Origin of the sequence: Rufibacter tibetensis (assembly GCF_001310085.1) — a bacterium.
Taxonomy (GTDB): domain Bacteria; phylum Bacteroidota; class Bacteroidia; order Cytophagales; family Hymenobacteraceae; genus Nibribacter; species Nibribacter tibetensis.
Genome location: NZ_CP012644.1, coordinates 143,147 through 167,516 on the forward strand (window position 1 = coordinate 143,147; position 24,370 = coordinate 167,516).

A 24,370-nucleotide genomic window follows, 5' to 3' on the forward strand; every position below is an offset into this window, starting at 1 on the left:
TGTTACATAAAATACAGGGAGATTCTAGGAAAGATGCAATTGGGAGCGCATAAGGGATTTAGGTACTCCTAAGTATATGCCAACAAGGATACATCAGAAATCTGGACCAGTTTGGACGCTTGAAATAGAGATACCAGCCTATATCCACGAGGACTTAAATTTTCTGTTTAATCAAGGAATCAGTGAAGCCACACGAGACTAAATCTAGCAAGCCATCAAGGAAGTAGTACAGGCCGCCGCCATTATGGGTTTCTTCACCACCGATAAAGTGAATGAGTATGCAGAGTTGCCAGTAAGATACACTAAAAACTAGCCAGTATCCTCGGTAAGGCGCTTACACAAGTTCAGCGTGGAAGCCATAGCCGACTAGAGGCGAAGGATGGAAGCCCCTAAGATCCTGAAGTACACTAAGAACTTCGGGTACAAGCCTAGAAGGAGAAACTACAACCAAAAAATGGCAAGAAATGAAATTATAGTTTCAAATGATCTATCTAATGTACTTGGTGAAATGTATGTTCAAGCCGTGTAAAATACCTATAAATAAGTATTCTCCAAATCATTGTATAATGCTTTCTTTATAATGCATAGAATGAAACGGAACTTACAATGAAAGCAAAACGTATCCTTTCCCCTATTTTATTATTATTATTATTATTATTGTTATTTATCGTGAATAATGCATCTGGTCAATTTAACATCAAAAGTCGCTTAGAACGTTTAGGCCCCTTACGCAGAGCCATAATTAATAATCAGAATGTATATAAAACAATTGATAAACTAGAGGTGCAAAAAGTGTATTATCTCATTGATGGCACAGTAGTTAATGAACAAACAAAATATAAGATTAGCCCATCTACAGATAATTTTATTAGATATCGAGTAATCAATGATGATGAATCTATTATTCAGGTTTTACCAATGATGAAGTTTGTTAATAGAGGAGGCAATCATACCATTGAATATTGGGATGAAAATCAAGATCAAAATCTAACAACTCTTACTAATCCATCAAATTATTACTTTAAAATAGTGGATGACCTCACTACTCCGGCTAAAAAGTATCTTGCCACGCAACGTTTAACTGCTATACCAGTTACAATTCCTATTAAATACAGGTTTAAAGCTTATGACTCGGATACAAAGTTTACATTCGACGCAAACATTTCCTATGGCTTTGGTTATAAGATTAGGATCAATTCTAATCCCTATAAGGAACAATATGTAAGAGCTTTGTTTGCTATTGGTGTGGGCCTTCAGGAATATATGCCCCGGGACTCCATAAAGTCTGAAACTTATAAACCTGATAATGAACTCACCCTCACTAACTCAGTTGGCATGGCCTATGAAGGAGGCTCTAATTTCAATATTGGATTATTTCTAGGTTGGGATAGAATGTTCGGTAGTAAAAAGGATTGGTACTACCAGAATAAACCTTGGCTGGGCATTGGCATTGGGTATAAATTTGATTAATAAAAGAATAAAGCTATAGGCAAGGATGATCATTTACACTAGGTTCTCTATCAGCTCCTTCAAGTGACCTAAGGGAAGAATAGGCTGTGTAAACGGGCATCTTCAATTAAATTTCTTTTCTATAGTTAAGAGAACTCAACATAGTTAAGAGTTATAGGAAAAACCGCGCCAAAACACTAAAAAAGTGCTGGTCTTATTGTTACTTTGGCAGGAGCAGAAACATGAAACAAGTATTTTGTATTTGGCTATACAGTTCTAATAATAATTTGTAAACGAGGTAATTTGGGCACATAAATCATTCTATCTGGCCTCTATAAAGGTTGAATGATTTATGAAAATTCCACTTACTTCCATGGGCTGATCCACTTCATTTATTTAAGTCTTTCAAAGTATAAATCATGTGAAGGTATTTTTTTTTCTAACTGCTATTAAGAAATGAAAATAAGGGCTTGCACCTTCCTTCTGCTAGTCATTAGTAAGGTCTATTATGGAGTGACTAAGTAAATCGCAAACTCTAAACTATATTATAAATCTATTTATTAAACAATGATAATATAAATGGTATTCTTGTTTGGTTTTGAGCTTTAAAGTTAGCTAAACTTCACTGCTTTATTACGGTCTTCAATGTTGCTTCCACAATAATTTGTTTTACATTGACAAATAAATATTACAATTTTTTAAACCATATCTTATGAAAAATTTTACTTCATGGTCATTCGTTTTATGTATCTTTCACTTATTTACATTATCCTCCTGCGGCAATGAAAAACAACTGGAGATATGTACAGAGATTCTTCCCGTCCGTGATCCTAGTAAAGGTACTGTACTTAGAAATACTAAATGGAGAGAAGGAAGCATAATAAAAGTTGGATTTATTAATGGTGAAGAGGTCTACCGCCAAAAGGTTAGACTTTATGCGGCCGAATGGGAAAAACATGCCAACATTAAATTTGCATTCGTCAATAATGGCCCAGCCGATATACGCGTTTCAATGAATCCAGGATCCTCTTGGTCTTATCATGGAAATGAATCTTTGCGATTTTCTCAAAACATGAATACCGGGGAGACAGTAGCCGGCACTAACGGCCCTTCAATGAATTTTGGTTGGTTTGAACCCTCCCTTTCAGAAGTAGGGTTCAGACGAGTTATCCTTCATGAGTTTGGACACAGCTTAGGTTTAATCCATGAGCATCAAAACCCAACGGCTGGTATAGATTGGAATAAACCTAAAGTAAGAGCGTATTATAGGGACAAAAATGGATGGGATGAGGCTAAAACAGAGCTTAATATATTTAAAAGATATGATGCTAACTTAACTCAATTTACCTCCTATGACAGAGCGTCTATTATGCATTACTCCATTCCTGTAGACCACGTTAACAATCCTGCTCATGCGGTTGCTTGGAATACAACCTTGTCTGATACTGATAAGTCATTCATTGCGTTTGTATATCCAAGAACTCCGCCCATACGGGAAAGAGAACATTCCTCACATCACGGTCATCAGGGTATAGGTACTGGTGGTGGCAATAGAGGGGGAGACATTATGAGGGAAGAAAACAAGAAATAGCCCACCTTCCCTCTTCCTATTATTTTCCCTATAGCCCTTTTACAATAGTATTTTTTTGCAACCTTTAATGGTAGCTTTGTTGATATGCTCTAAAAAATACTGGTTAATACTTTTGATTATAAGGAACGGTTTACAGCCTTACTGGTTGCCGGGTCGTACTTCATCAGATGAGCCTAACAAAAAGTTTAAGGGCTTATAATTTAACTGGGTGAGAGACGCCGCTTTATTTAACCTGCTCTCTGATCGCGGGATGCTCATCTGAATGCGCAAGTGCAAGGCGTTGATCTTTTCTCGTCATTAGTTCCGCCAAACATTCCAACTTTATGCGTGAGCTGCCTGTGGAGAGGGCTAACTAGGCATGGGTGAGTGATATCATGTACTGGTTTACTGATTACGCTTGTCTCTGTATCTCTTTAGTTACGGACAGCTACTCCAAGAGAATCATGGGCTATACGGTGGCTGAAACATAGGAACCTGACCACAGCAAAAAAGTCTTTCTGATGGCTTTACAGTATATAGGCATGGGAAGTGGAAAGCACCTAATCCACCGCTTCGACCGGGGCGTCCTGTACTGCAGTAAAGAGAACAGGATAGCCGCGCAGGTGAACTGCATCCCCAAGCAATGTTACCTGCATGACCAATAGGTATATTCCCTAGCTCAGGGGCATACACTGCTGGATCAGGCCGTGTTTCTCTACAATCACAAACGTCCCACCTGAGTTGTGACATGCTCTCTCCGGAGCAGGCGCATCGGCAGACAGGGCAATTGAAGAGAAGATAAAAGAACTACTAAAAAAATACTGTCAACTTATATGGACAATGAAAAACAGCATAAACCTGTAGTGGTCAATTCAAGTAAGGGTCAACAACTAATCGGTCAACACTTTTTAGGACGCGTAAGCAAAGTACCTATCCTTTAAAACGACGATTTGTTAAGATGGACTGAATGTTCAAAATTATGGCTTTGTTGATTATAGAAGCGCCCCAACTCTCTATTCCACAAATCTAATCTGTACATTGTTTATGGAAGGTATTCGTGAGATATCTTAACCTGACAATTTACCTGCTACTCGCCTAGTAGAGTGGGCACCAATTAGCCAAATTAACTGAGTATTTTAAATTCAATTTAATCCCTGCTTCAGCTATTCAGTTCTTTGCTTGTTAAGGTGGATTGTGCTTTCTATTTTCGCTTCAAGTCTGGCAAATGTTTAAATTGAAGCAAGAAATGAAAGCGATCATCTACACCAGGGTCTCCACCCAAGGGCAGACCACCGACCGCCAAGTGAAGGATTTGAAGGAAGCGGGCTTTGAGGTGGTGAAGTTATTCTCGGAGAAGATATTTGGTTTCAGCAAATCAATAGGGGAGAGGCAGGAGCTTCAGAAGGCCCTGGCCTATATGTACAAGGAAGGCATCAGGTGCCTGCTCATCCACGAGATCTCCCGCCTGGGCCGCAACACGACCGAGGTGCTGAACCTGCTGAAGGAGCTGGAGGGAAAGGGAATTTCCGTCTACATCCACAACCTGGGCATCACCCTCTCGGCGGAGAACGACGGTAACCATGTCTTCACCAAGCTGGTGATCACCATCATGGCGGATCTGGCGAGGATGGAGAGCGAGCAGCTGAGCCTCCGCATCAAGTCGGGGATCCGCAGCCGCAAGGCCGATGGGCTGCACACGGGCCGGGAGGTGGGCTCGGCAGAAAGCCGGGAGAAATTCCTGGGTAAGCACAAAGAGGTAATCAGGTACCTTAAACTAGGACGGTCTTACAATGAGATCACCAAGCTGACCGGGGCCGCGCCTTACACCATTTCCAAGGTGAAGAAGGCCTTAGCAGCAGGGTGAGTATCCCTCGATATCTCTCTTCGAAAGCTATTTTTTTGGCAGAATTTGGTTCTGCAGCCAAGTCAGTTCCTCACGGCTGAGAGACCTCTTAGGGATAATGGCCACTTGCTGGGGGGCGTCCCAGAACAGAACCAGGTCTTTGGTTTGGGTGACCTTGTGCAAGGTGGCCAAGGTAAGGTTGTTGGTGAATGTCTCCCCCGCTATGAAGAGGTTCTTATCCGTGAAGGTGTAGGTGATAGATTCCTGGATCTTGGAATTGGACGCAAAGCTCCTTCTTCCGGAGAAGCTTTGCAGAACCGGAAGACCTACCATCGCCAAGCCCGCAAATATGTTGACGAAAGGGAATGGAAGGTGAGAGGTAGCTGTAGAGGTATATTGCAAAGGCACCGAAAGCAGCAGAAAAATGCCTATCACCCGAAAGACCCAGGTTAAAACCAGCACCCCTGGATTGGCGCGCTTATAGAATTGGAGGAAATCCTGGGGAGTGAGCTGGGTAGTTACGCTGAAGGGCTGCATTGGTTCTGTGATATAGGCAATAGGGAGGGTGTAATCCCATACAAATAAGGAATATTTTCTGAGAATGCATCAAAGCCGGATACCTCGGGAAGGGAAATTTGAGCTATCGTGCGGCGTATGGTAGAAACCTTTTTGCTCCCTTTTTTCAATGCGAAACAGATTTCACCGAAACTACTACGTTCGTAGAAGTAATGTTACAAAGGTAAAAATTGAGGTCGTGATTCAGAGAAGGACATAAAAAATCCGCACACCTGTTGAAAGATGTGCGGCCTATATGGTTGCTTTGATACGTTACCCCCAGTGCGCAAGCGGATAGAAGACAAGTGCCTCAAAGCACCATATAGACATCTATACGGTGCTGTAAACAAGGGGTTACCTGAACTCACTTCATGCCAGAAAATCAATTGCCTGCAAGCTTCCCACCGGAACCTGGTTCAGATCCGGTAAGCGGGCGGATCCGCACCTGATTCTTATCGCCTATAGCTGCAATCACAGTGACTCCTACTATTCTAACTAGGGTGAATAACAATAAGTGATGCAGAAACGCACCTGTTTGGGACCTTTATTTACACTCTATTTTTAGATAATTTGCTTAAATCCAATAGTATAATCAAAAACCTTGTTGCAGGCGGGTGTTTTCTCACACCCTAACCCACGGCCCGCGCTGCGGACTGGGTGCAATTGCACCCAGTCGGTGACAGATATATGACCAGTACGCGGGAGTCAGGCACGGTGGTTAGGATACCTAAGATACGGGCTTCTCTCCATCATTCAGCAGAGAAAGGGTCCTGGGGTAGTTTACAGTACTTCAGAAAATATTACTTGTTTCAGTATCAATACTTAATAATGGGTATTGATACTGAAACAAGTAATATTTTCTTTTGGTCTGTGGCCGGCACATTATCAATATGCCGGTGTCCCTTAAATGGCGGCGTTACTTCTTATGCCCAAGGGATAGTTTCTAATATGTTTTTCACCATCAGTAATATGCAGGCATTGAAGCCAGGTAGGCAAAAACGTTGATCCATTTACCAATAGGTATCTGGTCAACTCCTTGAAAACCCTAGAATCACAAAAAGAGGTAAAGGTATTTAAGCAAAGAGCCCATGAGCGCGAAAACGTTTCATCTTGGCCTCTGCATGGCAGGGTCCGTGTCCGCGGGAGCCTACACCGCCGGCGTAATGGACTTTCTGCTGGAGGCGATAGAGAACTGGGAAAAGGCACGGGGCACGGACCCAAGCATCCCGGACCATAAAGTGGAGATTGACCTTTTCGGTGGGACCTCAGGGGGAGGGATCACAGCCGCCATGGCCTTCTTCGCTTTCCGTGGCAGGATAGAGCATCCCGTTCTGCAGGATGACGGGCGTTCTTTCATTGTAGACCCGGAGAAGAACATCCTGTGGAAACTCTGGGTCGACATTACCGGAGGAGACGTATTCGGCCAGATGCTGGACGGTTCTGACATCCATGACTACCATATCCCCTCCGCGATGAACTCAACCTTCATCGATGAAGTCGGTGATGTTTTCCAGGACTACGTGAAGACATTGGGTGCCTCAGAGCAGCCCAGGAACCCTGGTTGCATCAGTGATGAGGCAGAGTTGTTCATGACGCTGTTCAATGTCTCGGGTTTGAAGTACCAGCTGAGCAGCAAGGCTCTGGGTGCCGTCGAACAATACGTGTCAGAGCACAGGGACATTGCCCATTTCAGGTGGGGCGACGACTATCGGAAGGACGGGCGAATGGAGATCTCCACCAGAAACCTGTCAAACCTCAAACCGTTGATTGAGGCATCCAAAGCCACCGGGGCCTTCCCCATCGGGCTGAGGGCCAGAACCCTGTCAAGGAAGGCAAAATACATCTGGGACAACCCTTTTTTCCAGAAGAACGGCAAGTTCGGCAAGGGTACGATTGACCTGGGGAAGAAGGTCAAAAGTGATGAGGATGCCTACAAAAGCCTGAACGCGGATGGGGGCACCGCCAACAACGAACCTGTCGAGCTGATGCGCGATCTGCTCCTGCAGATCAGGCTGCGGGAAGACAACAAACTGGCGGAGCTGAAAGCCGTGGAGGCCATGAACGACACGCAAAGAATGGTGGCCAAAAGCACCAGGCTTGAGAACACCTCCGTTATTCTGATAGACCCTTTCCCCTCCTACGACTTTGAGGTAACGGAGCCCACCGCCCAGTCCGAGCACATCTTCAGCTATGCATCGGATCTGGTCTTTGCGATGGCCTCACAGCTGCGCTTCGATGCCAAGGAAGCCATTGATGCATATGACAAGGATAATTACGGGCTTCACATTATCGCGCCTTCCCGGGATGACGTTGACAAGCCCGAGCACGCCATCGCCTGCGGGGCACTGGGCGGTTTCGGGGGCTTTTTAAGCAAGGAGTACAGGATACACGATTATTTCCTGGGGCGGCGTAACTGCCAGAGCTTCCTAAGGAAATACTTTGTCGTCGACCCGGAAGAGAGCCAAGTGAATCAGGATGGGACACCTAACGAGAATTACGATTGCATAAAAGCCGTGATCAACGGGTACCAAGGCCAGGCAGCGTTCGAGCGGTTCTGCTTCAAGGACGAGAAAGGAAGGAAATGGCTCCCCGTGATTCCCGATGTTACGCTGCAAGAGCCAATCCGGGTGATGGAGAAAGCAGTTAGGGAAGGGGTTAAGCACATAAGCTACGAGGAGACAGGCAAATTGCCGCATTATGAGATGAGATTGCCTAAAGGGGACTTCTTGGAAAAGTATTCCGACCAGATCGAGGAGAGGATAAACAAGCTCATGACCAATGTGTATGACTCCAATTGGCTGGGTGACTTGCTGCTCAAATTAGCCGCCAATAGGTTCGATGACAGAGCCGCTGAAAAGGTAATCAAAATAATAAAGGATGATTTGGTCAAGCGCAAGCTGGTAAAGCGTTGAGGTTTCCCCTTTTACGGTCAACTGATGTTTGATTAAAAAGTATGATTACCTCCATATTAGACATGCACTAGGTTCTTGTGTAAAGTTTGGTAAGCACTTCTAAATGGAAGCCATACATAATTATTGATCTATCAGTATGAAAACTCTGCTAATACTGGCCGAAGCCACACTGGTCATATTCATGTCTGCATCCTGTAATACCCACTCTAAACTTAATTCCAATAATCATATGAACGAAGAAGTAACAAAAACAGGGGGAGGTGACCTCAGTGACCAGGATAAGATGTTTCTGGAGATTGCCGGCAGTGCAGGTATCATGGAGGTAGAGTTAGGGAAGATGGCCGTAGAGAAAGGCACTCGCAGGGAAGTAGTTGAGTATGGGGGGATGATGGTCAAGGAGCACACCGAAGTCAATCAGAAATTCCGTAAGCTTCTTGAAAGACTGGATGTCGAGATTCCCGAGGGGATGAATGAGAGAAACACCCAAACGGTTAAGGAGCATGCTGCATTAAGCGGCAAAGAGTTCGATGAAAGGTATGTGCAGACGATTGTAGAGGACCATAAGCTAGCTACCGAGATGTTTAAGAAAGCTTTATCCGTGGCAAAGAATGAAAATTATAAGGAATTCCTGTCTTCGATGATTCCTATCGTAGAGATGCACTACCACATGGCACAGAGGCTTCAAAAATGAATTTGCTAGAACTGAAGCGAATGTAAGCGCAAAACCTGCGGAAACAAACTGCAAAAAGGATATTTGAAGTAAGGGTTATTTTGAGCTAAATATCTTTCGGATTCGTCTTGTACACACTCACGTTACTAAATAATCACTTAAACTTTCAGGTCAAGGTGCCTCACAAATGCCTCCTATAAACATTGTACCAGTTTGATTTGTGAGATGGCTACTTAAGACGCTTTTATAATCAACCACATGGGAATAGACTATAAATATTTCTAAAGAATATTGAATTATTTTAAAGTAATAAAACGCACTCTAAATAGGCGAATCTAAATGCAGCATTGAAAGCAGTGATAACCTTACCTGTTAAAGGGGGTGCTATTCCTGTGAGCCAAAAACTTGATTAAATATTTTATCTCTAATGAAACACCTTCCTATGTCACCTATCAGACGTCGGCTCCTAGCAGTTTTAATAGCTGCTATAACTGTGATTATTGCTCTTATATGGATGGAGATGTTTGGAAAAACGATTTTCGTATTTGCCTGGGAGCATCTCAGTCAAGACGTTCCTTTATCAAAAGCGGGAGGGCCTAGGCCTGATACTTATGATGTAAGTGCACATAATTATTACTTGTTTTTTGGGGTGGCTTTGGTTCTAGTAACAGGCGGTAGCGCTGCTCTCATCGTTCTTGTTCCTAAATCGAATTTTACTCACCGGGCCTGGATATATTTTGCTTTTCTTGTTGTTATACTCCCCGCCACATTTTATAACTATAGGCAAGGAGATGTTGTGCTAGATGCTAGTTTACAGGCAGGACTCAACCTTGTACTCATTTTCTTAGCAACTACCATTGCGATATGGTTGAGCTATGCTCCGGCTCCGGCATTAGATACAAAAGTTCTAAAGTACATCACACTAATGTTACTTCTGTTAGCAGGTGTCTTCGTCCCCACTATCTTTTCTGTTATCTGGCTCTTCTATAAGGCAGGTTTATTAAGTTTGGATAAGTCCCGCGAAATTTCTTTCCAAAGCATTACGGGTTTAGCGTCTGTAGCCTCCGCCCTAATCGCTTGGTTGAACTACCGACGTGACAAGAAAACTCTTGAAGTAGAAAAGCCTAAAATCATCACTGGAATACGCTGATCCTGTGAAACTCAAATTAACACTACTTGTCTTCGGCGACTTTGTTTCCGGGGGTCGTTTAAAAAGCTTGACGAAGGCGTAAAAATTATTTTAGATTATTTAAAACACGGCTACTCCGGAAGGTTTGCCCTTCCAGGCATCGTGAACCCGAGGCTAGAGATGTTGAATGAGGTGTAGAAGGTAATGAATAGGGGTTGATCTATCCCTTTAAAGCCTGAGCTAACAGCGGAGCTAGCCATCCCGCCCGAAAGCACCGGAATAGGTGGACAGTAGATGAACCATGACTGTCTGTAAGGTTTGCGGATATTTCTAACCAGAACTTAATTGCCCAAAGACAGCGTATATTTCTATTAGGCAAGTGAAGGAGGGATGGAGCGCATCCTCAGCTCTACAGAGTAATAAAGAACGCCTGGACTGGGGTGACCTGCACCTGTTGCCAAACCTGTTTTCTTTCCTCTTCTTTTTGGCCTTGCATCGGCTTGCGGGAAAAGAACCTTTTGTTTTATTCTCCTGATTTATGAGGGTAAACAGGTTTTCCTTGGTCGATAAAACTCAGCAATTCAGGGGTCTGGTTGATTAAGGCCGCATGCGTATATAGTTCTTCCAAATGGGGGAGTATAAGGCCTTTGTCGAGGACCTTTGCTTCCAGCGCCCCTATTCGGTGTACCCTTCCCAAGATGATGTCCGCCTCCTTTTTTGTGAGCGGATAGGTGGTCGGGTAGAAGAAGGGATCGTTCACGATGAAGTCCACCGCGGGTAACCGCGGATTGGCAAGAAACGGTCCTAATTTTCCAAATGCGAATCTCTCTGACTCCACCATGGCTTGGGCAAAGAGCACCCGGTACAGCACCATGTTGATGAACACCTTTTCGGCATAGGATTCCTGGGCGGCTAACCCAGCGTGCTTGTGATAACTGGCGATAATGCTGCTGTTGTGGGCGCGGTACCAGTTTTTGGCAGTGGGCGTATTGATAAAGGTAAGCCAGTACTTTACTTGCACCGGAACCTCCAATGCCTTTACAGTATCTAGCTTGCTTTCGTGTACAAGGGCGGCCCACTCTGAATAATAGATAAACTCCCGGTTAACCTCCCTCCACCAAGGACTTCCCGGGGACTTACCAACCATTGGGTTAAGGAGTCCTCGTGCCTCCCATTTCAGGAAAGCGATTTCAGAATTTCCGAACCCGAACTTGTGGGACCTACAGCATCCGTACTTTCTATAGAACACTTCCCTCAGCCCAATTCGGGCCTTTGGATCATCGTTCACCTTGTCCACCAGCTTTCTGGCCCTTTCCTCCAGGGAGTCAAGCTTTAGCCGCTGTCCTTCCTGGGACAACCCCACTGCCGGTATGTCGGTGGAAATGGCGGGTTTTTCACAACCGGATACAACTAAGGCAAGGGCGGATACGGCAATCCGTACCCATTTAATGAATCTCGGTTTCTGTCTCCATTCCATAGCTTCCAAGTATTGCTTTTGCAGCCCTTAACCCAGCCGTTACGGCACCTTCCATATGCCCTACATTGAACCCAAAATCAATCCAGTCGCCGGTCAGGAACAGGTTCGGAAACCCGGAACCGTCCGTCTTCATGCGGTATTTGTTTGTGCCGGGCAAGGCAAGCGTATAGCGGTTGGATGGATCGATGTTGATGAGGAAGTACTGCTCGTGAAATTTTTCAATCGGGTTCAATACCTTGTCAGGATAGGGGTTTGACAGTAAGTCGAAGTTAAATCCGGCCGGTAGTTCCGGCAGGGTGGCCTTTGGCCATAGCCAGCCACCATTATCATTGAGCCACTGCTCGGTAATACCCTTCACGCGGGCGTGTTGCGCCTTTGGAAACCAAACCTCCGTGTAGGGCTCCATGGGTACCGCATCAGGCACCGTGCCGCACCAGTAGCTTAGATGACCCGGTTGTATGCCTTCTGGCCAATTCTCCGCCTTTAACATAAGCGTCATGTCGGTCCAGGAATACAGGTAGTTCGCATATATAACGGAGTTCGGCTCAGTGCCAGCCTTCATGCCCCAGTCGGCAGCCACCATCCCCATCTCGCTTATGGTAGGTTTCGTCCATATCTGAACCTGGAGGGTTTGCGTGGTAGCTACTTTTTCCACCATGTTCCGCCAGCGCTCGTTCTTGGCTATGATGCCGCCACAGATATCCTTTAACGCGGCTACCGGGATACCCAGCAGTACTTCATCGAAATCCACCCCTTTCCTCAGGTCGAAACGCCGATGATCCACCCAGCCATTCCATTCGCTCTCCAAATCGATGTTATTCTTCTGAAGCAACGCAGCCTGCTGCGGATCCAGTTGGTCAAACAGGGGCTTTGATGGCCAGCTGTTGAGTCCATTGACTTTGAAGACGGGCTCATAAGAGGTTACCCCTTCCCCTAGCCTGACCTGTTCCCCAACCGTGATGCGCTCAATCTCCTTTCCCTCAGGCTGGTGCACCTCCACTACCTTATGGAAAAACTTGAATTTCACTCCCCGGTGCTTCAACACCTGGTAAATAGGGGTGATGATGGTGTCTCCTGTCCCCGCAGTCAGTTTCCAGACCAGGCATCCCTTGTAATCCACTGAGACCATCAGCATCCGCAAACCGATGTCGGCCGCCAATTGCCCCATCCCCCCATTCAGCAGATTGGCAAAACTGCCGGTGTACATAAACCTCACCGGAGCGCAGTTCAGGGCAAGTTCGGACGCCCCGTGTTTCTTTAGCCAGTCCCGGTAATTGTAGTCATTTATGTTTTCATAGTTAAGCTCATGGGTCTTGGGGTCATACACATCCTTCAATATGCCTGTAAAGACCGCCTCCATCCACTCTAACAGGGAAATGATCCTTCGGAGCTCGTCATTGGAATGGACGGCATGGCGGAATCGGCGCTCGAACCAATGCGTGAATCCGGAGAAGAGGAAGGTGACAGTTTCCAACGCATTCACCTCATGCTGGCCCAGGCCCACCTTTCCATTGACGGGGAGCTGTTTCTCGGCTATCCTCATAGCCTGGTGCAGCATGCCAAGCCCTACATGTTCGAGTAGGTGATTTTGTTCCTGCTTTACCTTGGAGACAAGGGAATCCCACCAGGCCGGCTTCGGTTTGTTCCTGGGCTGCGGGACGGACTCCTCCTCATCCAGCAAATACTCCATCAGCCATTTGGCCAAGGGCCCCTCATTCTTCTGGTAAGGTTCGCCCAGGATGAGTTGAAGGGCTATGCCCAGTATTTTCCTAATGATTTCCCAAGGACCCGCTTTCCCCGAGGAACCTGGGATCAAGCTGTTCATGGGAAAGATGAGCGGCCAATTGATCCATTTTCCCTCCTTCTGGGACCATTCCGTGAAGAGCGTGGCATTATCCGGCACAAAGGCATCCGTCCAGGTTTTAATGGGACTGTCAGGACTCAGACGCAGTTCCTCCTGTAAGCGATACGCCTCCTGCACTATCCTGAATGCGTTGTCATACCAGCCTTGGAAAATATGGATGCCGCGCTCTTCAATCCGGTCATGTAGACCGCGCCCGCTGGCAGTCTTGCCCCCAAGCCTCCATCCGGTTTGATATAGGGTGATATCGTAGTACCTCTCCCAGTCCTGGTGCCTGGTGAGTTCATAGATGGCCGTAAGGGCAGACAGGCCCCCGCCTAAGACGGCGATTTTCCGAGGGATGGGAGGTGGGGAAACGGGAGAGCTCATAGGAGGCATATAGAATAGTCTTTTTGTCAAACTCCAGTTCAAAGGTTACACCTCCCGGTCCCGGGATGGGTTGAAAGCCTTCTATCAACTACCAGTTTACCTGGGCAGGTGGAACCATGAAAGAATACCAGCAGTAGGCTCCCGGTTGGGGGCGAAAACATCCAGTGTCTGAATGATCGGCTAATGGAAGCTTGCCGGCAAGCCAGAGCCCAGGAATGATGGTAAAAGAAAGCAGCCCAAAGCGGAGCGTCCCAGCCAAAAACCTATAACAAAGTATAAAAATTAATCCTTAATAAATATACCCCTATTATTTATATATTAAATTATATTTAACAATGGTATCCTTGAACTGACCCAAGGGATCAGGCTACCACGCCGCCAGTCCTTTTTCCCTGCCAAGGCCTGACAGAACCTCATAGGGAGAGGGGGCTAAGCAAAATCATTCCCGCTGAAGAAGAGCCTATGAAGACAGTCTTACACGAAAACGCCAATTGTCTGATTTTTTTGGAAGAGGATGCCTCTTCCGCTGCTCCGGTGGCGGTCAAAGTGCTGAAAAAGGAGTATCCTGATCCGGAAGAAATTTTCAGGCTGAACAACGAGTTCAACCTCCTGCCTCTGCTCCAAGTGGAAGGGGTTCGGAAGGTGCTCCGTAAAACGGAGCGCGACGGAAGGTTAGCACTGGCCCTGGAATACATCGATGGTCAACCCTTGCATCGGTTACCCGCTGCCTCTTCGGGCAGCTTGCCTCAATTTCTTTCAATGGCAGTCCAGATAGCGGGTATCCTCTCGGAAATACATCGTCAGGGAATTATCCACCTTGACCTGCATAAAAGTAATATACTCTGCTCAAAAGGAGGGCGCATTACCATCATAGATTTTGGCAGCGCCTCCAAATTTGATGTATTCACACATCATCTGGAAAACCCTGAGGCAATGCATGGCAACCTCTCCTACATATCCCCTGAACAGACCGGCCGCATGAACCGTGTCGTCGATTTCCGCTCCGACCTGTACTCCCTTGGGATTGTTTTCTATGAGATGCTCACGGGCCAGGTGCCTTTCGTTTCGGATGATCCCTTGGAACTTGTTCATTTTCATCTGGCGAAAAAACCGGTTCCGCCGCGACAGGTAAATGAGGCTGTGCCGGAGGTGCTCTCTGATATTGTGGTGAAGTTGCTGGCCAAGAATGTGGAGGAGCGGTACCAGACCGCCTTCGGCTTACAGCATGACCTACAAACATGCCTCGACAGGATCGATACCCTAAACCGAATTGAACCTTTTACCCTGGCCACCAAGGATATGAATGGCCGCTTGGTGCTTCCCCAGAAACTGTACGGCCGTGACAAGGAACTAGACCGGCTCACCCAAATCTTTTCCCGGGTGGCGGGGGGTGCGGTGGAATTGTTCCTTATAGGCGGGGAACCAGGAGTAGGCAAGTCAGCCTTGGTCTACGAACTGCACCGCCATATTTCAGTGAAACGGGGATTCTTCATCTCTGGGAAGTTTGAACAGTTCCAGCGCAACATCCCCTATTATGCCCTAAGAAACGCCTTGAATGGTTGGGTCCGGTTTGTTTTGACAGAGCGCGATGAAAAGCTGCGGCAATGGAAGCAGGAAATCCTAAGCGCAGTGGGGGACCTGGGCCAAGTGATCGTGAACCTGATTCCCGACCTGGAGCTCATCATCGGCAAGCAGCCCCCTCTCCCTGAGCTAGGGCCGCAGGAAACCCTAAACCGGTTCAATTACGTTTTCAGGAGCTTCTCCTACTGTATATCCCGCAAAGAGCATCCCTTGGTCATCTTTATCGATGACTTACACTGGATTGACCCGGCCTCAGTTGAACTCCTGAAGATTTGGCTGACCGATCAGCAAAACGGTTACCTGCTGCTAATCGGTGCTTTCCGGGACAACGAAGTGAATGAGACCCATGCTCTGCGATTCCTGTTGAAAGAACTGGAGAAGGAAAGAGTGGCGACAAATTACCTGCCCCTGCAGAAGCTTTCGCTGCAGGACGTGGAGCAGCTGACAGCGGACGCCCTCCATGCAAGCCATCGGTCCATAGAACCCTTGGCAGAGTTCCTATTCCAGAAAACAAAAGGCAACGCCATCTTCCTTAAGCAGTTCCTGGAATCGCTGTACATGACGGAAAAGCTTTGGCTGGATCAGACGGAACAAAAGTGGCGGTGGGATATCACCGCCCTGAACCGACTTTTGGTTTCCGATAACGTGATTGATCTAATGGAGGCTAAGATCAAAAAGCTTCCGGAGGAGACGCGTAAGATCCTGACACTTGCCTCCTGCATCGGCAACAGCTTTGACCTTGAAGACGTGCGTGTTATAGCCCAAGTTGAAGTACTTCCTTGTTTTGCCGCCCTTTTGCCAGGTGTTGAGGAAGGGCTGGTACTGCCCATGACAAAGAACTTCCGACATTTGGAGGCGGGGCTGACTACGCAACCGGACGACCCCGCTGTTTTCAAATTCATCCATGATCGGGTGCAGCAGGCGTTCTACCAGCTCATCCCGGAGGACGTCCGCCAAGAAGTGCACTTGCGGATTGGGCGGTTGCTCTCCAAGCACCTATCCGGCCAGCAGCTCCAAGAAAGAATATTCGACCTTGTTTACCACCTCAATGCCGGGCTAGGGCTAGTCCAGGATAAGGAGGAACAAACCAAACTAGTCGGACTCAACCAGGAGGCAGGGAAAAAAGCCTTGGAATCGTTGGCCTTCAGCTCAGCCTTGGACTATTTGGAGACCGGCCTCCACTTGTTACCCCAGGAGCCTTGGCAAACACATTACGAGCTTACGTACCGATTATACAGCGGGGCAGCGGAAGCCGCCTATCTCTCCGGCGAATATCCAAAAATGCAGCGTTATATTGAGGAGGTGCTGCAAAATACGAGGGAGGCTCTGGAGCAGCGGAAAGGATACATGTTACGGATCGACTATCTGACCTCCCAAAACAAGCTGCAGGAAGGTTTGGTGGCGGGCCTTGAATTTCTGGGGAAATTAGACATCGTCTTCCCGAAGAACCCCAAACTTCCCCATATCATATTTACCCTGCTTAAGACCAAATGGCTTCTCCACGGCAAAAGGATAGAAGACCTGGAGCACCTGCCAATCATGACCAATCCGAACATGATTGCTGCCTTGCCGGTTTTGGAGCGCATTGTCCCCTCCGCGTACATGTCCGGCAGCAACCTGTTCCCACTGATCGTCTTCAAGATGGTGGAGTTGTCGGTTATCTACGGGAACATGCCTTATTCCGCCTTTGGCTACGCTTCCTTTGGAATATCGCTGAGTGCTGTCTTAAGTGATTACAGCGGGGGGTACCGCTTTGGGCAGATGGCCCTCCGCCTCGTGGAAAGATTCGACTCGGAGGAATACAAGGTGAAGGTCCTGTTTGTAACGGATTGCTTTCTGAACCATTGGAAGCAGCACTTGTCTTCTTCCATTCAACCGCTCCTTGAGTCTTTCCAAAGCGGTTTGCGCGTCGGGAACCTCGTGGGGGGAACCTGGTCAGCCTATTACCACCTCCTGCTGCACTTCTACACGGGCATGGAACTTCGGGAATTCTCCACTCTGGTTGCTTCCTATGTGAAAACCTTCCAGCAATTGAAGCAGGAAGCAGCTGAGAAGCGCCTGGTGATGCTGGGGAATGTGGCTAAAAACCTGTCGGCAGGGGACACGATTGGAGTCCGGTTGGATGAGGAAAAGCGCGGTGAGGAGGAAATCCTGCAGTTTCTCCGCGATACAAATGATAAAACCTCCCTCTATTTTTTCTATTGTAATAAATTGCTTCTTTATCTCTTAGGCAACGAGCCAGAGAAGGGCTTGGAGCAGGCCCGCCATGCCCAAAGATATGTCGATGCAGTCGCAGGACTCCCTGAACTTACCCATTTCGTCTTCTATGAATCCTTGGCTTTGCTGCACACCTACCTGAACAAAGGTTCGGAGCCCCTCCTGAACCAGGTGAAGAAACGCCTTGCCAAGCTGAAAGGGTGGAGTAGAACCAGCCCGGATAATTATCTGCACAAATATGAGATAATAAAGGCCGCATGGACAGCCTTGACCGGAAAGCAGCGGGAAGCCCTGCAGCTTTTCGACCTCGGCTTGCAACATGCCCATTCCCAGAAATTCAGACCCGATGAAGCCATGGGCTACGAGATAGCCGGCCGTTGTTTTCTGCACACAGGGTTGGAGTTGCTGGGGCAGACTATGCTATCGAAAGCCAGTGCGGCATACAGCCTCTGGGGAGCCCATGCAAAAGCAGCCATGCTGCAGCGGCAATATCCCTTCATCCCTTCCATTAGTAGCCTCACTACCGATACCCCGGTTTCAAACTACAACAGCCGCTCCCTGGACCTTAACACGCTGATGTTAGCTTCCACCACTATCTCTGGCGAGATAAAGCTCGAGAAGCTGTTGAAAACCATGCTCCTGATCGTGCTGAAGAATGCGGGCGCCGAACGTGGCGCCTTGGTGATGGAGGAGAATGGCAAGTACCACATGCGGGCCGAGGGAACCGCAGAGGCTATTCAGGTTTTGGAGAAAGTAAGCTTGGAGGCTTTCTCCAGGCTGCCGGAGTCCGTTATCCGTTACTGCCTGCGAACTGGGGAGGACGTCGTCATCCATGATGCCGCCGAGGATGATAGGTTCTCAACGGACCAATACATTCAGCAGCACCGGCCAAAGTCCATCCTGTGTTCCGCTATTTTGATGCATGGAAAGACGAAAGGTTTGCTCTACCTTGAGAATAACCTATCCACTAACGCCTTTACTAGCAACCGGGTGGAGTTGCTGAAGTTGCTCAGCGGGCAAATAGCTATTTCCCTAGATAATGCCCTCCTATACAATAACCTTGAGCAGAAGGTGACGGAACGAACGGAGAAAGTAGAGCACCAGAAGAAAGAGCTTGAACGGGAGAAGGTAAGGTCGGATAAGCTTCTGCTTAATATCCTTCCCTCCGATACGGCGGAGGAGTTGAAAAAATCCGGGAAAACCAAGGCCCGTCATTTCAAAAAGGTTTCGGTTCTGTTCCTTGATATCGTAGGGTTCACCAATATCGCTGAGCGCATGTCCCCCCAAAGCTTGGTGGATGAGTTGGACTTCTATTTCCGCTCCATTGACCATATCATCTCCGGCCATAGGCTTGAAAAGATCAAGACCATAGGGGATGCTTACCTAGCGGTGGGGGGAATGCCCGAAAACAATGAAGCCACCCCAGCGGATGTGGTTGCGGCCGCCCTTGAGATTCAGGACTTTATGGCGCAGGAAAAGGAAAGAAGGCGGAACAAGGAAGAAGTTTATTTTGAGGTAAGGATAGGGATACATACGGGACCCTTGGTAGCCGGGGTCGTGGGCGCCCTAAAATTCCAGTTCGACATATGGGGGGACACCGTCAACATCGCCGCCCGTATGGAGCAGTGTTCGGCTGTTGGGAAAGTCAACATCTCCGATACAACTTACCATTTGGTGAAAGAGACTTACAGGTGTAAGCATAGGGGCCTGTTGGATGCCAAGAACAAGGGAACGTTGGACATGTACTTTGTCGAGCCCCTAAACCTCCGTGAACCGGTGGCCTGAATGATTCACAGGGATGGGAAATCCTGATTGCATATTCTTATAAACTTTACATAATGTAATATTTGGTGCAAATGATCGCTCTTATGATTGGATTTCCTTGACTCGAAAAAGGGGTTAGTAAGCACCTACAAAGGTGAAGATATTTCCAACGGGGCTATAGGTCACATTTATCCCTTTCTTCTATAGTAGTGACGGAATATAGGTAAATTGCGCTTTGTAGCCAATCCCATGACACAGACAGCGCATCATCTACCGGAGAACCCGGAGGGCAGGATCCTGCTTGACAGCATCGTCACCCTCATTGAGCAAAGCAGAAGCCGGGTCGCCCTGCAGGTAAACAGTGAGATCACCCGCCTGTACTGGCACGTGGGGAAGGCCATCAACCAGGAGTTGCTCGGCAAGCAGCGGGGCGAGTACGGGGAGCGAATCATTTCCTCCCTGGCCTCCGGGCTTACCAGGGCCTATGGCAGGGGCTGGGGCAAGCGCCACCTGTGGCATTGTGTACGCGTTGCGGACACTTTCCCGGAAGACCAGATTGTGAACGCACTGAGTACACAATTGAGCTGGACGCACCTGCGCCTACTGGCCGGGGTGGAGGACGGACTCAAGCGGGAGTTCTATACCGAGCTGAGCCTGCAGGAGCGCTGGAGCACGCGCGTCCTGCAGGAGCGGATGGACAGCATGCTGTTTGAGCGTTCCGCGCTGTCCAGGAAGCCGGAGCAGCTCCTCCGGCAGGAACTCGGCACGCTGCGGTCAGCCGGGGCCGTGACGCCTGACCTCGTGTTCAGGGATCCCTACGTGCTGGACTTCCTGGGTTTGAGCGACACCTACAGCGAGCGGGACCTGGAGTCCGCCATCCTGGCGCAGCTGCAGCAGTTCATCATCGAGCTGGGCAGCGACTTCGCCTTCCTGGCCCGCCAGAAGAGAATCCTCATAGACAACGAGGACTTCAAGATCGACCTGCTTTTCTATCACCGCGGCCTAAGGCGCCTGGTGGCCATCGACCTGAAGCTGGGCAGGTTCAAGGCAGCCTACAAGGGGCAGATGGAGCTGTACCTGAAGTGGCTGGACAGGAACGAGCGCAAGGAAGGGGAAGAAAGCCCCATCGGGCTGATCCTTTGCGCGGAAAAGAGCCAAGAGCAGATTGAGTTGCTGGAGCTGGACAAAGGGCACATAAGGGTTTCGGAATACCTGACGCAGCTGCCCCCCAAGGAAGTGTTCGCCAGCAGGCTGCACAAGGCCATCGAGCTGGCAAAAGTAAAAAAGGAGGAGTAATATACTTTATCGGAGCTTCTTTCCCTGCAGGGGTTCTCCTACCGGAACCTGCTGTACATGCGGCAACTCGCCTCCGCCCATGCCGGCCCAGAATTTACGCAACAACTGGTTGCGCAATTGCCTTTGCTGGGGGCTTAGGTCCCACTACTAAAAAATCTACTTAACATAAGGTAAATTATAAGACATTAATAAATAGTTGATTTTCAATGCTTTTTATTATTTGTTATGTTAACTAATATATGGAATTATATACAACTTGTAAGTTTAACCTGGTTAACGAATCAGAAATCTATCTCATCTTTCCTTTTGATGAAGTACTTTTCCAATTGTAAAACCAACCGATCTCCCGTAAGTGAATTGATCCATTCATTTATTTACATGGATACAAAACTATGATCGACAGTATCTTGTATAAATCTGGGGACAAAAAAGCAACATTCGATAATCCCTTCCAGTGGGTTTGGGGACAAAAAGGCAACATTCGCCTGGAGAAAGGTTGTTTTTCGTGCTTTCTTTGGAGATAAGGCTCCCATAATAGGGCAATGGCGTTTGTTTTCGCCTTTTTTTCCTTTCCTGATTTATCTGATTTCAGGTACGCTAAAAGAGCAATAGATTAAAGTTGTATTCCCTCCTGTAGGATCGCCTTGGGGACCAAAAGGCAACATTTCAGCAATGGCTCCATCACTTTTTCCCCAGCCCTGATTTCCTGGTGAGGAAAGAGGGCGAGGAACTATGCGGCTCCCCTGACACATAGACGGTGTCCGGTGCGGGGTGCCAGCCTGGTCTCTGTCTCGGAGAGGGTACATTCTATCAGGTGCTATGTACTTGGTGCCTGTGGTGGGTTGCCGCACAGGCGCCCCCTTTCTCATACATGATCCATGGGATGGCCAATGCCTGGGATGGCAACCCCCTCATTATCTTCCTATCCCTTTCCCCCGCCTTGCTCAGGCTGGACTTTGCCTTTGGGATCGGGCTCACCTTCATAATGGGCCATGGCCTCCGTGATCAGAAGATTGATGGACTCAATCATGCCAAACACCCTGGCCAGTTTATCGGCGTACACCTGCCTGATCATTTCAACCTCTTCCCCGGGTTTCCCCGCTGCCTCTTCCCCATAGCCGGAAACCAAACCAACCGGGTTGATCTTGGACAGCGCGTCCACCAGGTGGTATATGCTGTTCAACCTGTCCACCATATCCCTGTCAAACACCTTGCGGTACTCCCGTTCCCTGCAGCAATTATGGGTTTCTATATCCACCGGGGCAACTTCGAAGTATCCGTCCCCGAACCGCTCCCCCCGTATGATAGCGCCGGCCTTTCTGTATTGCTCGCCAAGCAGCAGAAGGTAATGGGCCTGATGTTTGATGTCGCTCATGGTCATCTTCCTGGTGTCGGCTCCCCTGTTATGCCCTACAAGCCCCCTGTAAACCTTCTGGGAGGAATACACCGCTAGCCCGCCGATCATGGCAATCGAAAGGTCTACAGCATCTATGTCTATGAATTCCATTGAAAACGAGGTTATCCGTTGCAAGAAAGGCCAAGCCTTAGGGTTAAAAAACTGGTTTGGGTAGGATTCTACCCTAGAGGGATGCGTAAAATCTAACAAAATATTGATATTATCTAGCTTTGCCCCATATTATTTGATCGGTTTACCCGTCAACCTTTTCTGTTTCATTGAGCCCGTTTAAGTGAACGCCGTTTCATGGCATGGGCCAGCCATTTCGGAGGGCCTCGGCAAGCCGGGCAGGGACGGGTCCGGGGCCCTGCCCGCCGCTCCAAAGTAAATCTGCGGCCTGTGCTGCTCTCCAGTTTTCCCGCCCGAGGCACCCGGGGCTACGGGAAAGGGTCGGGGGCCGGACAAGCCACCAGGAATGCCCGGCGGCTTTCCCATGCCGGCATTCCGGTTCCCAAGGTTACCCACAGGCTATGGACTGGCCCAGGTGTTTATTATTATATTCTAATTCAATATATTCGCCAGGCGTATTCTGCTTGCACAATACTTGGCCACTGTTGCCGGCAAGTGCAGGGAGAGGGGATTCATTTGTCATTTATCAATGGAAAATTATAGGTGTGCATGATATTATCTTTACTTCGGAAGGCATATAATTCAATCCCCGGTACTGATGCCTCCTCTTTCCTGAGGGCGCAGAAGGTACCCAAAGATTGCCGCGCCGGCATTCACCTAAAGCGGGTACCGGAGGTTGACTCCAGGAGGATCCCCACCTACCCCAGGTTCACGGTCTATGACCTGGACATAAGCGAGGGGGAGGACCAGCTCATATTCGACTCCAGCGACTTCGACGTCATCAACTCAAGGCTGGGCGGCACGATACAGAAGGGCGGCTTCCTGCAGCTTGGGCCCAGGAGGTACCTGGTGGCCGATGTGCAGGTCGAGCTGATGGGGTGCTTCGATGACTACTCGCTGAACCAGTACTGCCACTCGGGCGGGATCCACCGGCACTCCAAGGTATACCAGGGAAGGCCCGTGCCCTATAACGTCCTGATGGTGACGAAGGTGCGGCGGGCAGTGCCGGCCACCACTTTGCCGGGCACCTCCTGGGAACACCTTTTAGGCAGGGCGACGGCCAGCCCGCTTGCCGAACCGCTTCTTGCCGTACATCAGGGATAAACAACAGGGATGCCGTACAGGGAAAAAAGCAATGGGGAATTGGCCCGGATACTGGCCGAGGTCGAGGGGCTGGGGGACGCGCACGGCGACAACTGCCATGCGCTTGCCGACCAGATGGGGAAGGCGCTGCTGGTTCTCGGCAGCTTGGCCAACCACGGGTTCACCGAGGACCACTTGGACCACATCATCAACTACTGCCGATCGCGGGTGGAGTACGTGCTGCACCTGGTGGAGCGCGGGGAGCGGGAGGATGCCTACCAGTTGGCCAAGCTGACCCTGGGCTACTACCTCAGGAACAGCCATATGGATTCCGGCAGCGAGCTGGAACTCTGACTGGGCAAAACAAGATTCCCGCCGTCAGGCGGGCGGACCTCAACGATCTTCTGGTTGAAGCTCCCCATCATCGGCAAAGGAGTAAAAGGTATCCACGGTCAGGATGATATGGTCCAACACGGCGATGTCCATCTGGGCGGCGGCCTCCCTCACCCTTTTGGTCATGGCTTTGTCCACTGTGCTGGGCTGGGTATTGCCGCTGGGGTAGTTGTGGCCCAGGATGATCGCGCTGGCGCAGCAGAGAAGGGCAGCGGCCAGAATGAGCTTTATATCCACCACCGTGCCCGAGACGCCCCCGGTCGAGACCCCGTACTCCCCCAAGACCCGGTTGTTGCGGTTGAGCAGCAACACCTTGAACTGCTCCACTAACTCGATTATATCCGTTCCCCAGTTTTCCCGGAAAGCAAGCGCACGTAAATGCCGTCTTCCCTGATCGTGGTCTCAAGGCGGCAGCAGAAAACGAGCGCGCTGCCCAGGATGCCCACCCCTGCTCCCAGCAGCTGTCCCCCATTAGGCAGGTGCCCCACATAGATCTGTTCGTAGGCCCGCCAAACCAGGCTCACGTTCACTCCCAAAAGGAGTACCCAGAGCCACGTTTGCCTGAAACGCTGGCGTTCGGAAAAAAGGACCTGGCGTTCCTTGCCTTCGGGGTTCTGGGTGCCATTTTCCATGGGTGGTTTCTGGTTCTTAGACATGGGGATAAAAATACGGTTTT

Annotated in this window: 18 protein-coding genes; 11 read left to right on the forward strand and 7 right to left on the reverse strand. The window is 48.7% G+C overall.

Annotated elements, in window-relative coordinates; all coding sequences use genetic code 11:
* The first annotated feature begins 606 nt into the window (after positions 1-606).
* From DC20_RS21880 to DC20_RS21890, 4 genes are all read left to right on the forward strand, one after another.
* Entirely contained in the window at positions 607-1,470 is an 864-nt protein-coding gene (locus tag DC20_RS21880; protein WP_062546168.1) for a hypothetical protein, read from the forward strand.
* Positions 1,471-2,161: 691 nt separating this feature from the next.
* On the forward strand, positions 2,162-3,040 hold the full coding sequence (locus DC20_RS21885; RefSeq protein ID WP_062546169.1) for a matrixin family metalloprotease: 879 nt from the start codon (positions 2,162-2,164) through the stop codon (positions 3,038-3,040).
* Positions 3,041-3,540: 500 nt separating this feature from the next.
* Positions 3,541-3,684: a hypothetical protein gene (locus DC20_RS23015; RefSeq protein WP_157593461.1), complete on the forward strand. Its 144-nt coding sequence runs from the start codon at positions 3,541-3,543 to the stop codon at positions 3,682-3,684.
* A 581-nt stretch (positions 3,685-4,265) separates the two neighbouring features.
* Complete coding sequence (locus DC20_RS21890; protein WP_071885683.1) at positions 4,266-4,883, forward strand: recombinase family protein; 618 nt, start codon at positions 4,266-4,268, stop codon at positions 4,881-4,883.
* A gap of 27 nt (positions 4,884-4,910) precedes the next feature.
* On the opposite strand, the gene DC20_RS21895 is transcribed toward DC20_RS21890, so the two are convergent.
* A complete protein-coding gene (locus tag DC20_RS21895) occupies positions 4,911-5,399 on the reverse strand; it encodes a hypothetical protein (RefSeq protein ID WP_062546171.1) in 489 nt (162 codons plus the stop codon).
* 1,106 nt (positions 5,400-6,505) lie between these two features.
* Between DC20_RS21895 and DC20_RS21900 the strand changes: the two genes are divergently transcribed.
* The 3 genes from DC20_RS21900 to DC20_RS21910 all read left to right on the forward strand — a co-directional run bounded on the left by DC20_RS21900 (position 6,506) and on the right by DC20_RS21910 (position 10,149).
* Positions 6,506-8,329 (forward strand): patatin-like phospholipase family protein, encoded by a 1,824-nt coding sequence (locus DC20_RS21900; protein WP_083470478.1) that lies wholly within the window; start codon positions 6,506-6,508, stop codon positions 8,327-8,329.
* Positions 8,330-8,558: 229 nt separating this feature from the next.
* Positions 8,559-9,020: a DUF4142 domain-containing protein gene (locus DC20_RS21905; RefSeq protein ID WP_169788227.1), complete on the forward strand. Its 462-nt coding sequence runs from the start codon at positions 8,559-8,561 to the stop codon at positions 9,018-9,020.
* 406 nt (positions 9,021-9,426) lie between these two features.
* Entirely contained in the window at positions 9,427-10,149 is a 723-nt protein-coding gene (locus DC20_RS21910) for a hypothetical protein (RefSeq protein ID WP_169788228.1), read from the forward strand.
* A 502-nt stretch (positions 10,150-10,651) separates the two neighbouring features.
* Here the strand turns inward: DC20_RS21910 and DC20_RS21915 are convergent.
* Both DC20_RS21915 and DC20_RS21920 read right to left on the reverse strand, forming a co-directional pair.
* Positions 10,652-11,605, reverse strand: coding sequence for a hypothetical protein (locus DC20_RS21915; RefSeq protein ID WP_062546175.1), 954 nt, complete (start codon positions 11,603-11,605; stop codon positions 10,652-10,654).
* A complete protein-coding gene (locus DC20_RS21920; protein WP_062546176.1) occupies positions 11,574-13,835 on the reverse strand; it encodes an NAD(P)-binding protein in 2,262 nt (753 codons plus the stop codon). The genes DC20_RS21915 and DC20_RS21920 overlap by 32 nt, the downstream gene beginning before the upstream one ends.
* A 462-nt stretch (positions 13,836-14,297) precedes the next feature.
* Between DC20_RS21920 and DC20_RS21925 the strand changes: the two genes are divergently transcribed.
* Entirely contained in the window at positions 14,298-19,418 is a 5,121-nt protein-coding gene (locus DC20_RS21925; RefSeq protein ID WP_062546177.1) for an adenylate/guanylate cyclase domain-containing protein, read from the forward strand.
* 228 nt (positions 19,419-19,646) lie between these two features.
* Complete coding sequence (locus DC20_RS21930) at positions 19,647-20,693, forward strand: PDDEXK nuclease domain-containing protein (RefSeq protein WP_062546178.1); 1,047 nt, start codon at positions 19,647-19,649, stop codon at positions 20,691-20,693.
* 922 nt (positions 20,694-21,615) lie between these two features.
* On the opposite strand, the gene DC20_RS21935 is transcribed toward DC20_RS21930, so the two are convergent.
* Both DC20_RS21935 and DC20_RS21940 read right to left on the reverse strand, forming a co-directional pair.
* The gene (locus DC20_RS21935) at positions 21,616-22,068 is read right to left on the reverse strand and encodes a hypothetical protein (RefSeq protein ID WP_157593465.1); all 453 of its coding nucleotides are present in this window, start codon (positions 22,066-22,068) and stop codon (positions 21,616-21,618) included.
* A gap of 309 nt (positions 22,069-22,377) precedes the next feature.
* The gene (locus DC20_RS21940) at positions 22,378-22,614 is read right to left on the reverse strand and encodes a hypothetical protein (RefSeq protein WP_062546180.1); all 237 of its coding nucleotides are present in this window, start codon (positions 22,612-22,614) and stop codon (positions 22,378-22,380) included.
* Between the two features lie 153 nt (positions 22,615-22,767).
* Between DC20_RS21940 and DC20_RS21945 the strand changes: the two genes are divergently transcribed.
* Together DC20_RS21945 and DC20_RS21950 are read left to right on the forward strand one after the other, a co-directional pair.
* Positions 22,768-23,322, forward strand: a complete 555-nt coding sequence (locus DC20_RS21945) for a hypothetical protein (protein ID WP_062546181.1) — start codon at positions 22,768-22,770, stop codon at positions 23,320-23,322.
* 39 nt (positions 23,323-23,361) lie between these two features.
* Positions 23,362-23,655, forward strand: a complete 294-nt coding sequence (locus DC20_RS21950) for a hypothetical protein (protein ID WP_157593467.1) — start codon at positions 23,362-23,364, stop codon at positions 23,653-23,655.
* Between the two features lie 39 nt (positions 23,656-23,694).
* Here DC20_RS21950 and DC20_RS21955 read toward each other — a convergent pair whose 3' ends face one another.
* Positions 23,695-24,021 (reverse strand): JAB domain-containing protein, encoded by a 327-nt coding sequence (locus DC20_RS21955; RefSeq protein WP_062546183.1) that lies wholly within the window; start codon positions 24,019-24,021, stop codon positions 23,695-23,697.
* 8 nt (positions 24,022-24,029) lie between these two features.
* The gene (locus DC20_RS22735; protein WP_062546184.1) at positions 24,030-24,350 is read right to left on the reverse strand and encodes a hypothetical protein; all 321 of its coding nucleotides are present in this window, start codon (positions 24,348-24,350) and stop codon (positions 24,030-24,032) included.
* Between the last annotated feature and the right edge of the window lie 20 nt (positions 24,351-24,370).

Bases quoted from the DNA above. Each gene is read 5' to 3' on its own strand.
- DC20_RS21880 (WP_062546168.1), top strand. From the start codon at position 607: ATGAAAGCAAAACGTATCCTTTCCCCTATTTTATTATTATTATTATTA.
- DC20_RS21885 (WP_062546169.1), top strand. From the start codon at position 2,162: ATGAAAAATTTTACTTCATGGTCATTCGTTTTATGTATCTTTCACTTA.
- DC20_RS23015 (WP_157593461.1), top strand. From the start codon at position 3,541: ATGGCTTTACAGTATATAGGCATGGGAAGTGGAAAGCACCTAATCCAC.
- DC20_RS21890 (WP_071885683.1), top strand. From the start codon at position 4,266: ATGAAAGCGATCATCTACACCAGGGTCTCCACCCAAGGGCAGACCACC.
- DC20_RS21895 (WP_062546171.1), bottom strand. From the start codon at position 5,399: ATGCAGCCCTTCAGCGTAACTACCCAGCTCACTCCCCAGGATTTCCTC.
- DC20_RS21900 (WP_083470478.1), top strand. From the start codon at position 6,506: ATGAGCGCGAAAACGTTTCATCTTGGCCTCTGCATGGCAGGGTCCGTG.
- DC20_RS21905 (WP_169788227.1), top strand. From the start codon at position 8,559: ATGAACGAAGAAGTAACAAAAACAGGGGGAGGTGACCTCAGTGACCAG.
- DC20_RS21910 (WP_169788228.1), top strand. From the start codon at position 9,427: ATGAAACACCTTCCTATGTCACCTATCAGACGTCGGCTCCTAGCAGTT.
- DC20_RS21915 (WP_062546175.1), bottom strand. From the start codon at position 11,605: ATGGAATGGAGACAGAAACCGAGATTCATTAAATGGGTACGGATTGCC.
- DC20_RS21920 (WP_062546176.1), bottom strand. From the start codon at position 13,835: ATGAGCTCTCCCGTTTCCCCACCTCCCATCCCTCGGAAAATCGCCGTC.
- DC20_RS21925 (WP_062546177.1), top strand. From the start codon at position 14,298: ATGAAGACAGTCTTACACGAAAACGCCAATTGTCTGATTTTTTTGGAA.
- DC20_RS21930 (WP_062546178.1), top strand. From the start codon at position 19,647: ATGACACAGACAGCGCATCATCTACCGGAGAACCCGGAGGGCAGGATC.
- DC20_RS21935 (WP_157593465.1), bottom strand. From the start codon at position 22,068: ATGAGCGACATCAAACATCAGGCCCATTACCTTCTGCTGCTTGGCGAG.
- DC20_RS21945 (WP_062546181.1), top strand. From the start codon at position 22,768: ATGATATTATCTTTACTTCGGAAGGCATATAATTCAATCCCCGGTACT.
- DC20_RS22735 (WP_062546184.1), bottom strand. From the start codon at position 24,350: ATGTCTAAGAACCAGAAACCACCCATGGAAAATGGCACCCAGAACCCC.